General features: G+C 49.8%; 9 protein-coding genes and 2 pseudogenes. 6 read left to right on the top strand and 5 right to left on the bottom strand.

Annotation, left to right across the window (positions count from 1 at the left end):
• Positions 1 to 257: 257 nt before the first annotated feature.
• The 5 genes and pseudogenes from MARHY_RS09025 to MARHY_RS09005 all read left to right on the top strand — a co-directional run bounded on the left by MARHY_RS09025 (position 258) and on the right by MARHY_RS09005 (position 6,810).
• Entirely contained in the window at positions 258 to 1,892 is a 1,635-nt protein-coding gene (locus MARHY_RS09025; protein ID WP_041654716.1) for a T6SS phospholipase effector Tle1-like catalytic domain-containing protein, read from the top strand.
• Between the two features lie 404 nt (positions 1,893 to 2,296).
• Entirely contained in the window at positions 2,297 to 3,064 is a 768-nt protein-coding gene (locus MARHY_RS18880; RefSeq protein WP_197535993.1) for a pentapeptide repeat-containing protein, read from the top strand.
• Positions 3,054 to 3,272: a hypothetical protein gene (locus tag MARHY_RS09015; RefSeq protein ID WP_014421522.1), complete on the top strand. Its 219-nt coding sequence runs from the start codon at positions 3,054 to 3,056 to the stop codon at positions 3,270 to 3,272. Before MARHY_RS18880 ends, MARHY_RS09015 begins: the two co-directional genes overlap by 11 nt.
• 376 nt (positions 3,273 to 3,648) lie before the next feature.
• Complete coding sequence (locus MARHY_RS09010; RefSeq protein WP_014421521.1) at positions 3,649 to 5,100, top strand: hypothetical protein; 1,452 nt, start codon at positions 3,649 to 3,651, stop codon at positions 5,098 to 5,100.
• 138 nt (positions 5,101 to 5,238) lie between these two features.
• Positions 5,239 to 6,810: pseudogene (locus MARHY_RS09005) on the top strand (transposase).
• Positions 6,811 to 7,187: 377 nt separating this feature from the next.
• On the opposite strand, the gene MARHY_RS09000 reads toward MARHY_RS09005, so the two are convergent.
• The gene (locus MARHY_RS09000; protein ID WP_041654715.1) at positions 7,188 to 7,796 is read right to left on the bottom strand and encodes a hypothetical protein; all 609 of its coding nucleotides are present in this window, start codon (positions 7,794 to 7,796) and stop codon (positions 7,188 to 7,190) included.
• A 119-nt stretch (positions 7,797 to 7,915) separates the two neighbouring features.
• Between MARHY_RS09000 and MARHY_RS18530 the strand changes: the two are divergent.
• Positions 7,916 to 8,035, top strand: a pseudogene (locus MARHY_RS18530) (transposase); the annotation flags it as partial.
• A gap of 313 nt (positions 8,036 to 8,348) precedes the next feature.
• Here the strand turns inward: MARHY_RS18530 and MARHY_RS08995 are convergent.
• From MARHY_RS08995 to MARHY_RS08975, 4 genes are all read right to left on the bottom strand, one after another.
• Positions 8,349 to 8,870, bottom strand: a complete 522-nt coding sequence (locus tag MARHY_RS08995; protein WP_158011882.1) for a hypothetical protein — start codon at positions 8,868 to 8,870, stop codon at positions 8,349 to 8,351.
• The gene (locus MARHY_RS18875) at positions 8,827 to 9,906 is read right to left on the bottom strand and encodes a KTSC domain-containing protein (protein WP_050999005.1); all 1,080 of its coding nucleotides are present in this window, start codon (positions 9,904 to 9,906) and stop codon (positions 8,827 to 8,829) included. Before MARHY_RS18875 ends, MARHY_RS08995 begins: the two co-directional genes overlap by 44 nt.
• Before the next feature lie 14 nt (positions 9,907 to 9,920).
• Positions 9,921 to 10,733: a hypothetical protein gene (locus MARHY_RS08980; protein ID WP_041654714.1), complete on the bottom strand. Its 813-nt coding sequence runs from the start codon at positions 10,731 to 10,733 to the stop codon at positions 9,921 to 9,923.
• Between the two features lie 71 nt (positions 10,734 to 10,804).
• On the bottom strand, positions 10,805 to 12,097 hold the full coding sequence (locus MARHY_RS08975) for an endonuclease/exonuclease/phosphatase family protein (RefSeq protein ID WP_014421513.1): 1,293 nt from the start codon (positions 12,095 to 12,097) through the stop codon (positions 10,805 to 10,807).
• Between the last annotated feature and the right edge of the window lie 282 nt (positions 12,098 to 12,379).

The following is a 12,379-nucleotide window of genomic DNA, read 5'->3' as shown; positions in this document are numbered from 1 at the left end:
TCGACAGACCGAAATGTTCGCTTTGCGACCAAGATGGCCCTACCTAAGCAGAAAGCGGTTTAGCTGAGGAGGAACAGGTCATCGTTGCTTACCTCACTCAATAAATTCTTGCGCATTCCTGCATGCTTTGCTTAGCTGGTTTTACTGGTAATTTTTCAAGATGCAGATTTCAGGTCAGGGAATAGAGCTGAGATTTACCTAATCACGCTGTATAGGTTTCGGTGACCCCCGCCATTAACTAACTGCGTGAGGGAATCATGAAACGACTCATCCTGTGCTGCGATGGCACCTGGAATACCCCAGACATGGAAGACAACGGGGTTACCTCTCCCACGAACGTTTTTAAGTTCTATAACCTGCTGACCAGGCGCGACGGTGATGGTATTGAGCAGAGACGATACTACCAGCCGGGTGTCGGAACAGATGGATTGGTGGACCGAAAACTAGGCGGTGCATTAGGCATTGGCTTGGATGAAAAGGTCAATGACGCCTTTCTCTGGCTTGGTCTCAATTATGAACCAGGTGATGAAATCTACATTGTAGGTTTCAGTCGGGGGGCCTTTGTTGCGCGCTGTCTGGCCGGTTACTTGGGAAAGGGCCTTATCGATTTCCGAACAATGTCCGTCGATAAGGTGAGAAAGACGTTAAAGATGTGCTACGAAAAGGTTTATAAAGATCGGTCGGATGATCCGTGGAATGGGATAAAAGGGGTCAAGCTTTTTGACCCCAGCGACTGGGGCGATAGCCAAGTGCCCATCCGCCTCCCAGAACGAGCGATCAAGGTCAAATTTGTCGGGGTTTGGGACACCGTCGGGTCGCTGGGAATCCCAGATGACCTTGAACTGGTCGATATGCTTCTTGAAAAAAAGGAACGCTGGGAGTTTCATGACAGGAATCTTGGCTACCATGTCGAAACCGGTCGGCACGCAATGGGTCTTGATGAAATGCGCGCCTGCTTTACCGTTACCCACTGGTCGAATACACGGAGCACCAGAGCTTATCCCAAACATCCGGATATACTGGAGTCCTGGTTCCCTGGGGTCCACAGCGACATCGGAGGCGGGTATTCTGATGACTCGCTGTCATCAGGAACCCTGTTGTGGATGATGGAACAAGCTCAGAAAAAGGGACTGGTGTTCAAAGAGGGCGCTCTGGACTCAGTAAAGGAATGCTACGACCCCCTTGGCGAGATCCATAACTCCTTTAAAGGCCTATTTGCCTTGCTTCCTTCTCGCCCGCGTAATGTTCCGTTTCTGGCGAAACCTTCTACCCCAACTAAATCGACTGTCAGCGTCTCGGACGCCGTTTTCCTTCGACAAGAGATGGTTTGCCCGAAATTTCCGTCTTATCGTCACGCGGTCGAACTGGCACCCGGAGAATCGTCGGAACCGGTGGACGTTTTCGCCGAGCAACGTTGGAACGACACCGGAATCTATCTCCGAAAAGGGAAATATTACTTCGAAGGCTCTGGATTATGGATGGACGGTAAAGACGTTTGTGATTGGAAAGGAACAGAAAATGACCAGCACACTTTCGGAGATGGTATTCGATGGGCCGCAGGCTTATTCGGAAAGTTGGAATCGGTCTGGAAGACAGTTACTAATGACGAAAAGGCCGATTTCGCGTTTACCAAACGATGCGAAAATGTAGACTGGTTCCGAATGGTGGGCTGTATTGCTAATGATAATGGTACTGACAAAGATAAGGTCGTGGCCCATGACGGCTCACCAGAGAAGCACCAATACATTGACTTGACTGAGCATACGCGGGGCAAAAAACCTCTAGAAGTGAAACACCCGGGATACCTGTATACCTTTGCAAATGATATCTGGGCAAGGTATGAAAACAACGACGGAATCATACGACTCATCGTTCATCGTTTGAAGGATTGACCTTGATCGATCGGATTGCGCTCATCACTTAAGGAAAGCTAATCGGGTCTTCTCGAGAATGGCGCTGTGTTCAAGATTTGGACGGGTAGTGGCGTTGCAATTTAATAAGAATTGAAACTAATATTTGGTGAGCGGTATAAGAAGCATGAAATGACGTGGTGGAAAATCGTTGGGTACTATTTCACAAGGAAGCTAATTACTTATCAGATGATTCTATCCCCTCTAGATGGGAAAAGCGGGATAGTTGGAGATGGTTTTTCCAGGTGTAAAAAAATCGGTTATCTTGAAGTCCAAAAAGCATTTCAATTCTTTAGTATCTAAAAAAAGGCATAGAAACATACTGCGGCGGCGGATGGGATATCCGCCGAAAACAATCATCATTCTAGTTTACGGTCAAATCGTGGATGGCGTATTTTTTCTTGGATTCGAAACATCCTACTTCCAATAGGCCTGGGCTTGGTAACTTATCTTTAAAGATGTTTTTTAATCGGTTCGCAATAGTAGAATGTCCCTGGAGGACGTCAAAAGCAGGATTTAATTTAGCTATCAGTCCTCTAGAAAGTCCGGGGTTTGCCAATTCCGAGGTCGAGTACTGGCCCTCTTGTTCATTTCCTAAGGCTGAACTATATTTTATTTTGTCATTAGCAGGTATTTGCTCGAGTATAAAGCAAAACCAAAATGCCAGTATGGCTCAACCGATTCTGGCTTTTGTTTTTGGTAAAAGTTCTTTTTCCGCGGCTTTTGACGTCATCGGTGAAATTCAGTGTTTTTATTCGGGAGGTGTCATGAAACTCTTTGATAAAGCTAAAATTGTACTTGCCGAAACCATTTCCTCTCCGACCAAAGATTCGTTTGTAACCATGGTAAATGGGAGGCGTGTCACGCTTCGCGAAGGGGGAAGTTATCGCGGTCTCAATTTGAGCGGGGCCGACCTGAGGGGGGCAAATTTAGAGAATGCTGATTTTGAGGGAGCAAATCTTACTAGTGCTAACTTGGAAAACGTACGCTTAAAAGGAGCGAATTTGAGGGGGGTTCAATTATTTAAAGCTGACCTTTCAGGAGCCGACCTTTCGGGAGCCGACCTGACAAATGCGCTTCATGATGATGGTGAAAACTGGCTGAAGGGAGCGATAGTTGACTCTGTCGCAGAGGGTGGGGCCAATGGAGATTAGTGCGCACTTTAAAATTGTGTTCTGGGTGGTGGTAGGTTTAACTGTTTTAAGCTTTTTAGGACAAGCAACATTGGCATTTGCTGGCAGCGTCGCGAACGAGCCAGGTCAAGTTCCGGTAAACCAAGCCAATTTTCAAGCTATTTGTGACTTCGGCTGGAAGGCGGGGATCGGTGGAATTCTGGGGCTGCTTGGTGGCAAGGCTGCGTAAAATTATATCCGGAATTTCGGACTTACCCCGGTCCACTAGACACTCCTTGACCTGGCCCCAGTCTTTAATCCAACTGCTCCCTAGTAATGTCCGTTACTTTTGAATCAGTTTTCCCAAGTCGGAGAGCGGAGGCAAACTCCAGGGGTGTCTGATACCCCGTAAGGGTACTGGGCAGGCTGCAACTAATATAACCATCCCTGGAACTCGGCGCATGGGCAATTACATTTCCCCAAGCTTGGCTTATATGTGAGCGTTCGCTTTTCGACCAATGGAGTGTTCAAATCATGTATCAAGTTAAGTCAGAGCGACGCGCGGAACAGCGCCTCTGCTAGAGTCGTATGCTGGCGGAATTTTACCAGTCTTCAAGGATTGACAGATGAAACATCTCATAGATAGGCTCCCGGATATAATCAATGCGGCAGCCAGAAGTTCCCGCGGCGTGATCTCGCTCATGGTCATTGTTTTTGCGACGGTAGCGTATCTCTTCTTTCGGCACTCGCCCGAAGTATGGAGGTTCGGCTCATTAGCCCTATTCTTCGTTGGGTGTCTTGGTTTCGGATTCGCCGCGTATCGTGAAGCTAGGAGCACGGTACCAAACCCGGATAACCAAAACTCGAACATCGATGTTTCGCTGAGGGATGCGCTTGAGCGATGGCTCGAAGAAGCAGAGACAGCGCGCGCTGCAAAGACGGTATCTTGGGGAAGCCCTCTTCCTACTGAGCTGACCGTAGCTCGAACTGCCTTCGGTTCCAAGTGGCGCGAAGCCTCACTCCACGCAAAAAAGCAACTAGACCCCGTTCGCGCTGCCACAGGCCTGGCCTATCTCACGCGGCTCTACCGACTGGAAGAGAGTGATAGCCCCACGCAGACAAACGCACAGTCGTGGTCTAATGAGGCAATTGTTTTTGCGGAAGAGATCCAAAATCCTGAGCTATTGACGGATGCACTCGTCGACAAGGCAGCAATCTACCTCGACTTGGCGCAGCTTGGGCATACCGACAAGACAAAGTTCGAGCAAATCGCGAAGGTCGGAGACTCTCTGGTGACGCGTGCCTACCAAACAGCGACGCTGGCTCAAAAATCAGAAGTTCTTCGGATGGCCTCTCGCTTCTATTATAATTTAGCCCGGCCGCAAAGTTTCCGTCTATCGGATGCTTGGGACAACAACTACCTATTGCTTGCTTATGAGAAGGCAGTACAGGCCAAAGAATTCGATTCTGCTAGCCTCAGAAATGCGAATCAGCTAGCGCGGGTAGTAATAAAAGCGTCCAAGAACCCACCACAGGATCGAGAGCCAGAATGGACTAAGCGCCTTCGTGACGCAAAGAATGCGTTCAAGCAGGCCTGGGACGCAAACAGCGACGATTTGCGAACTGTAGCCGATAGACTCTCGCCTTTGCATGTGTTGGGGGTCATCACACTCGAGACTGTGGCAAGAGAGTGGAATGACTCGCCGAAAAGCGAGCGGCAGTCGATCGGGCGACAGCTGCGGGCAGAGCTTGATATCGATTCACTTGCCCAGCTGCGCGAAGCCGCCGCGCTTTTAGAGCATTCCGAGCTCCGTACCTCATATTGCTTTGATATTTACTACGACATAGCCCGCTCACTCGCCGTTAAGACGGGCATCCTTAACCTTATATTGCCGAATGATGCGGATGTCGTATTTATGGAGGTTAAACGGAATATTGAAGCAGCAAAGGAGGCAGCGCGCACGCCGCAGATCGAGGCTGCATTAAGGGATCTAGATAAAGAAATTACCTTTTCTTTCCTATTGGAAGAGCAGCGCAGAACCCTTACGCGTATTTTGTCAGTATCAGCAGCGACATAACTAATGGACCTGCTCGCCCAACAGCAGCACTCAGTGGACGGCGCTCAGCGCCGCTTCGCTCCGCGTTGAGGCTGTAGAAAAAACCCGAAATCCCCCTCGGTTTTGATAGCATCAGGCAAACGGACAAGGAGTGGTCAGATGCCCCGCTTCAAGCATTACAACTACGACCAGGATGCTATGGTCGTGATCAATTACCAGGAACAGCTTCAGCCCGGCACCTTCGAACACGCAGTGCACTACCTGATTGAGCACAAGCTGGACCTGTCGGTATTCCACCCCAAATACCGCAACGAAGACACCGGCCGTCTAGCCTATGATCCGGCCATCCTCCTGAAGATCATTCTGTTCGCCTACTCCAAGGGAATCACCTCCAGCCGCGAGATGCAGTGGTGCTGCGAGACCAACATCATCTTCAAGGCGCTGTCCTGCGATACAGTTCCGCACTTCACCACATTGGCCAAGTTTGTCAGCAGCCACGCGGATGAGATTGAAGAGTTGTTCGAGCAAGTGCTGCTGGTGTGCCATGAACAGGGTCTTCTGGGCAACGAACTCTTCGCCATCGACGGCTGCAAGATGTCATCGAATGCGGCCAAAGAATGGTCCGGTACCTTCAAGGAACTGGACGAGAAGCGCACCAAGTTGAGACGCCTGGTTCGCCATCACCTCAAGGTCCATTACGAGCGGGACGAGGCAGAGACTGAAGCTGAACTGGACCGGGACATCCGACGAGCCAAGACCATCCTGTCCCTGGATGAGGCCGCGAAGAAAGTGGACCGCTTCCTAAAGACGAACCGCCCAAGGATGGGCCGGGGGAAACGGAACAAGGAAGTGAAGAGCAACCTCACCGATAACGAAAGCGCCAAGATGACCACCAGCAAAGGCACGATCCAGGGCTATAACGGCGTGGCCACGGTGGACAGGAAACACCAGATCATCATCGATGCTCAGGCCTTTGGCGAAGGCCAGGAACACCACACCCTGCAACCGGTTCTGGAGAGTGTTGAAGTCCGCTTCAGGAAATTGGGCATTGCCGACAACATCTACCGGCAAGGCACCATCGTTACCGCCGACACCGGCTTCGCCAACGAAGCGAACATGAACTACCTGCACGAACGGCAGATCAATGGCTACGTGCCGGACAACAAATTCCGCAGCCGTGACCCGAAGTTCCAGAACCAGAAAGACAAATACGGCAAACGCCATCAGAACCAGCCAACCACCGGCTGGAAAGAGATCATCCCGGCCCGTGAATTCCAGTTCGATCCGGTGAACCTGACGTGTATTTGCCCGGCGGGCGAGCGCCTCAAGTACCAGGGTACCCGGGCAGACCAGAATGGCCAGAGCCGAGCCTACTTCCAGGGTCGTTTGCTGCAATGCCGTCACGGCCCAAAGAAGCACCAGTGCATGCACAATCCAGAGGCCGCCGACCATCGCAAAGGCAAAGGCCGACAAGTGTCGTTCACCCTTGAGCACAAGCGCCTACCCAACTACACCGACTGGATGAAGCACCGGGTGGACAGCCCGCAGGGTAAAGAGATCTACAGTCACCGCATGTCGGTGGTGGAACCGGTGTTCGGCAACATTGGCACGAATAAGGGCCTGAATCGCTTCAGCTTGCGGGGCAAGAAGAAGGTGCAGGGCCAGTGACAGCTATACTGCCTGGTGCACAATATTGAGAAGCTGGCGAATTACGGGCGGATGGCGGCGTAATGCCGAGAGTGGAAGTCCCGGAAAAGTACCTGAGGGAAACCAGCAATGCCGGCTTCAGGGGCCCCAAAAGGCCGAAGTGGATGGCTGAACATCGAAATCACGGGAATCTGCCAGTTGATGGCCGCGATAAAAATGACAGGAATCAGGCGTTGGGAATGACTCGGAATCGGGTTTTTCTACAGTCTCGTTAGGTCGCAAAGGAGAGTTTGATTTGTTTGAAAAGTTCAGAAGGAAATCTGCCGCGGCTAGACTGCAAGAGGAGCAATTGTATGAGCAAGTCCTCCAAGAGTTGTCTAGAGGTGAAAAGCGGGCCGGACTCTGGGCAAAAGCACTATCGAATTGCGATGGGTTGGAACAGAAAGCTGGGTGCAGGTCAATTACTGACTCTCTCTTTCATTTGAGCCGAAACTTAATTTAGCATCTTCTCTTATTAGTTTCCTTCTAAAGCTTGGTTCAACATCATCAAGACCACAGCCAAACGAGTAAAGCCTGTATACATCATCTAAAAAAAATGATGCACCGAAATATCGTTTTAACTGAATATTTTTTCGACAAGCCTGCATGACAGATTTAACGTCAGTGTCAAATGCTTCCATGTTTGGTATGCCTTCAGCGCTCATAAGTTCGAACGGATTAATGTGGCTAGAACCTCCCAACTGTTTATGGACCTTGATTCGTATGTCCTGTTCAATTTCACGTGGATTTACCCCTTCTGTTGCGCCACCAATTACAAGAATTATTCCAACGAGTACAACCCCAAACCGTGCTGTTCCATTAATTGTAAACTTTGCTCCAAGCATAATTAGCTTCGCGGCACCATGTTCTTGTTCTTCGCCCACTTCAAGTCGTCGAAAATCAGGGAAAAAAGCGCCAATGGCGGCCATCACAGCCCCAAGGGCAATCTTGGTCCAATTAATGTAAGCAATTAGACCGATGATTCCAGCAAGTCCAATAAACTCGAGTATACCCAGGACATAACGTTGCATTGTAATCCCCCCATTTTTAACCGCGCTTTGTTCTGCGGTTTCTGACGGCGCTAGCCATTGGACTTCCCCCGGTCCACTAGTCACTCCTGGCCTATGATTAGAGCATAGGAGAAACTGTTATGAGCAGCCAACGTTATCCCCCGGAATTCGAAGATGAAGCGGTCCGACAAGTGCTGGAGCGGGGCTGCACCGTCGCCGAAGTATCGCAACGACTGGGAGTCTCGGCGCACAGCCTCTACGACGGTGGTGCGCGTCCGAGGGAAGTGAAGAACTATTTTGTCTCCGAACCCTTGTGTGCCTGTTCGCGTAGCGCAAGAGCCTCTGCCAGTGAAAGCCAGTTAATATTTAGTGGCAAGCCGCCGGTTTACCAGACATCCTTCGCCTGTCCCGGTCACTCCAGTCCTCGATAATCCGATCGATATCTACAGCGCCTGATCTGGCTTCTCCAATTTCCTCATAAACCACATAGAACCCGGCACGTTTGTGGTGGCAGCACAGATACGCGAAGTAGGGCTCAGGACGTGCTCACCGATCGGTAAGTAGTCGAGAACGTCAGATACAGACTTCAAAAGGGGGTCTTTCGAACGAGCTTAGATTCAGAGCGAAGCTTTCGCCATCCATCTTTACCTCGAAATACACTTGGGTTTCGGAGCCACTGAAGAATTTCTCCAGGGAGCTTGCTTCTCGTCGATACACAACGCTGGTCAGCACCATTGTTCGCGAGTCCTCAATTTCAGTATCGCTCGGGTACACCGGGCGATAGGCAATCTCTCCCGCCAAACCCCGTTCTCTGAAAAGCTTTGCAGTTTGGGACTCCTGGTCCTCTTGAATACGGGTAACGTAAAGAGTCGACGTGATTGAGCGCTCCTTCAGTGTTGATGCCAAAAATGTTTTCTCAACCGTGCAGTCTTCGAACCTCTCCAACTCAGGCGAAAACCACGCAGAGAATGCAAGGTTAGGGATAAGACCGAAGCTGGTCACAATCAAGAAAGAGAGAGGAATGCGCCGTAAAGGCGCATTCCTTCTGCGATTACTCCAGCTTTTCGTAACTGAAGCGATCACGGATATACTCATTGAAATACCCTCCCTTAGATGAGGCGGATAGTAGGCCATTAAACGTAGACTCGGGGACATCGCTGTAGCGATATACACCGCCGCTACCAAACTCAATATCCAGAAGCTCGTTCATCTCAGTGAATCCATATCCATCGAAGGCACTGGATGAGGCTGTTCGTTGTCCATGTAAGGGATAAGGTGTGAAGCCGAAAGCGATATTAGCTATGCTTCCTGCAATCTGAGCAGCTTGCCCAGGTTGCTTAAGATAGGACTGCTCCAGGCCATGCCCGCTAAAGTCATTTGGATTGCGCGACGCATCGTAGTTCGAATCAACAGCGCCGATGGTTCCCCTAACCAAGCCCATGACCAGATCATTGTCGTTTGTAAGGTGACCGACTGAGTCAGGATATACAATACCCGCAGCACCCCCTGGGTTATATACCGGCGACGCGATCTGCATATTACCCAGCATGGGGTATTGAGCTAAGGAGTAGCCGTTTGGAAAATCGTATGTTGCATAGAGGTCGTTGAACAAGGCATTCCCATAAAAATTGCCCTGAGAATGGGTGATCATGACAACTCGCGAGCATGTGTCCAATAAGCTAACCAAACCGGCTCTGCCATTAGCCGTATCTGCTTCCGCCAGGATTGTTGTATACGCAGAATTGATATCGGCCAGAAATTCCTGAACTGCTGTGACGCCTTCTGGCGTATTGACGTACTCCGGATCGTTATTCAGGAATTGTTTGATTGCCAACTGAGCTGAAGCGTTGGCGTCTTCAAATTTTTGCCTTGCCACTTCAATGACTTGGCTAATGGCATTTTCTGATTCATTGTGGGCACCATGCACAGTTGGCGAGAAACCCCAACCGAAAAGATAGGACTGCACAAACTCTTCGATAGCCTGAAGGTTAGCGCGGTAGCTGCTCCAGTCCGTGAACATGCCGTTTATATAGAAAACTTCAACCTTGTCGACGTTGGATTCGCAGGCCGCTAAAGCGCCTGTAGAGCAGGCTGTGAGCACAGAGGCCGCAAAAAATCGCTTCATAAACATATCCAAAATCCTTTTTATAGAGCGGAAAGCGCATTGCACGTAGCGTCTTCGGGGTAGGGGACTTCTTGGTCATCCATGACTTTGACCAACATATTCTGAAGTTTATATTTCGCTTCAATCCGATCGAGGGTGTTGAAATACGAGGTCTCCTGCCATGTTTTGCCCTGGTGGAGTTCTTGCATTTCACGTTTGCAGGCTTCTGCGATCATCAGTCTCTCAAGGACAGTGCGCGCGCTCGCTGGTGTGGCTTGGAAGTCGTCTGTCGCCGATTTCATCAATCCGCCATAGGCCTTGCCGGCAGCCAGGGCGTAGGGCTTCATCGATTCCGGTAGTCCGCCGAAGATAATGGCCTCTTCGTAGTCATCTCGAATGCCATTGTGGTTGTTATCGATACCCACCAACGTATCCATCTGATCGGAGCCTTGATCATAATCTGGAATGTCATAAAACAAGCCAGGATGAGTGAACTCTAACCATCGATGGGTTCGTTCGAGGCTGTCAGAACCTGAAGGGACGTTGATTCCCCGCGAAATATAGTACTGGCCCGCATGCTCGACGACCTTTCCGAGGAAGTAGAGACGCTTTGGTTCAAAGTTTCGGAATCTATCGTACTGGATCTTGCGCCAACGGATGGGGTGATGCTCGGGGTGATCACCCCTCGTTGGGAGCACGCTCATGTACATGTCATAGCGAATCTTGACCAGTTCTCCACGTTTGTAGAGTTTGTCTGGGTTCCAAGACTGCATATCGTTCAATGAAATTGCGTGAGCAAAAGCGCTGCACAGCGTGGCAAGTGCCAAAAATAAAGGAATCAGTATTTTCTTCATGGTTGGAGTTCCGTTTCCAATCGATTTAAGTCATTTTCCTTATGTGCCGGGTTTCCAAACCCTTTGTACAACTATTGTTCGTTTCTGGTAATCCACCTCCCTTCATCTGATAGTTGATAGTTGAACGTATCGATAACTTCCTCACCGACAAGCAGGTCAACGCGATCGCCGTCGTTGTTCAGTGAGAATCGTGTCGATGTTGGGACAATGCTTTGACTTGTTCCGCTGGCAATCTGAAGCTGAAACTCGTAACGGTTTCCGGCCTCATCTCTCAGTGTTACCGAATCATCAAAGCGATACCCCAAATCGGATGTGATCTGAATTTTCTCACGGTTGTGATCGCTACCTTTCGGGTCGGGCAGTAGCCCGGTGATCTTTAGGGGATCGGAATTCCCCTCGATATTAAATAGGTCGACATAAATGGGTGCATGGTCCGATGCTCGGGTGTCGCTATTGCCCGTGACAGCCACACTATCCTTGATCAGCTCCATTCGTGAGAGATGCGATGAGGCGGCAAGGTTGGGGGTGACTAAAATTTGATCGTAAAGGGCTTTGGTAACTTCGTGTTCATTGCTGTAATTCAGATAATTGTCATCTCTACTGCCACTAATGGTCGGTTCAAGAGCCCCATTCTTGTCATTACGAGAATTGAGTCCATAGCTAACGATGTCTTCTATCAGCAAAGGTTCTGCTAGATTGACCAGGAAGGAGCCGGGGTTGTTTTCGTAATTGCGGTCCGCAAGATAGCCAATCTCGAGGGTATTAACTGAGGCATCATCCGGATTGTCGTTGAAGTCTCCAAGAACGATTGCGTAGGGACTTTCTGATTGGGCACGTAGGTAATCGACGATTTCCGTTGAGGCCTCTATCCTGCGAGTTTCGGAGTAAACCCTGCCGTTGTAGCGAGATTTGGCGTGATGATTCAGTATCTCAATCTCGCCATCCAGTTCGGGAACATTAACGAATAGGCGCAAAACATCTCGATCATCGGGAAAGAACGTAGAATCTGGAAATAGAAAGTCTGACTTTTCAGCATCCAAGTGGTTACCGGAGGCGAGTCGGTAATCAACGCCTTCTCGAACAACGAATGCAAGTTTCTGGTCATCGGTACTTTGATCGTCAATGATTATGTGCCAGGAACTCGTATCAAAAAAATACTCCAAAGCCTGACGATTACGGACTTCTTGAAGGGCAATGATGTCGGCATTCAGAGATTCAAATGTCGATTGAAGTGCGTCTTTACGGGCGTAATTGACGCAGGCGCTGAGGTACTTGACGTTATAGGAAGCAATGCGAAGGGTGTCTGCATGAGCTGGTGCGCAAATGCATACCAACACACACAGCCCCAGAAAGAAGCGGGCCATACACGTTCATCCTTGAACAGTTGATTAAATCGAGACCGAATTTGCCACAAATGTGTAACTTTTTGCAAGTGTATGAATTAACGAGCCTATGAAACGGACCGATGGAGGAACGGCGCCTAAGGGTTTCATCCGTTACGCATACTCCAATCGTCGACAATCCGGTCGATATCAACAGAGCCTGGCCCAGCTTCGCCAATTTCCTCATAAACTACATAGAAGCCAGCGCGACTGTAGTGGCAGTCTGAGATCACAAGCATCTGTCCATTTTCTCTGACAGCTACC

Origin of the sequence: Marinobacter nauticus ATCC 49840 (assembly GCF_000284615.1) — a bacterium.
GTDB classification, from domain to species: domain Bacteria; phylum Pseudomonadota; class Gammaproteobacteria; order Pseudomonadales; family Oleiphilaceae; genus Marinobacter; species Marinobacter nauticus.
This window is presented reverse-complemented; position numbering and strand designations above follow the sequence as displayed.

What these genes read in the sequence shown, in the direction of transcription:
- MARHY_RS09025 (WP_041654716.1), top strand. Translation starts at nt 258, where the DNA reads ATGAAACGACTCATCCTGTGCTGCGATGGCACCTGGAATACCCCAGAC.
- MARHY_RS18880 (WP_197535993.1), top strand. Translation starts at nt 2,297, where the DNA reads ATGGCGTATTTTTTCTTGGATTCGAAACATCCTACTTCCAATAGGCCT.
- MARHY_RS09015 (WP_014421522.1), top strand. Translation starts at nt 3,054, where the DNA reads ATGGAGATTAGTGCGCACTTTAAAATTGTGTTCTGGGTGGTGGTAGGT.
- MARHY_RS09010 (WP_014421521.1), top strand. Translation starts at nt 3,649, where the DNA reads ATGAAACATCTCATAGATAGGCTCCCGGATATAATCAATGCGGCAGCC.
- MARHY_RS09000 (WP_041654715.1), bottom strand. Translation starts at nt 7,796, where the DNA reads ATGCAACGTTATGTCCTGGGTATACTCGAGTTTATTGGACTTGCTGGA.
- MARHY_RS08995 (WP_158011882.1), bottom strand. Translation starts at nt 8,870, where the DNA reads ATGAGTATATCCGTGATCGCTTCAGTTACGAAAAGCTGGAGTAATCGC.
- MARHY_RS18875 (WP_050999005.1), bottom strand. Translation starts at nt 9,906, where the DNA reads ATGTTTATGAAGCGATTTTTTGCGGCCTCTGTGCTCACAGCCTGCTCT.
- MARHY_RS08980 (WP_041654714.1), bottom strand. Translation starts at nt 10,733, where the DNA reads ATGAAGAAAATACTGATTCCTTTATTTTTGGCACTTGCCACGCTGTGC.
- MARHY_RS08975 (WP_014421513.1), bottom strand. Translation starts at nt 12,097, where the DNA reads ATGGCCCGCTTCTTTCTGGGGCTGTGTGTGTTGGTATGCATTTGCGCA.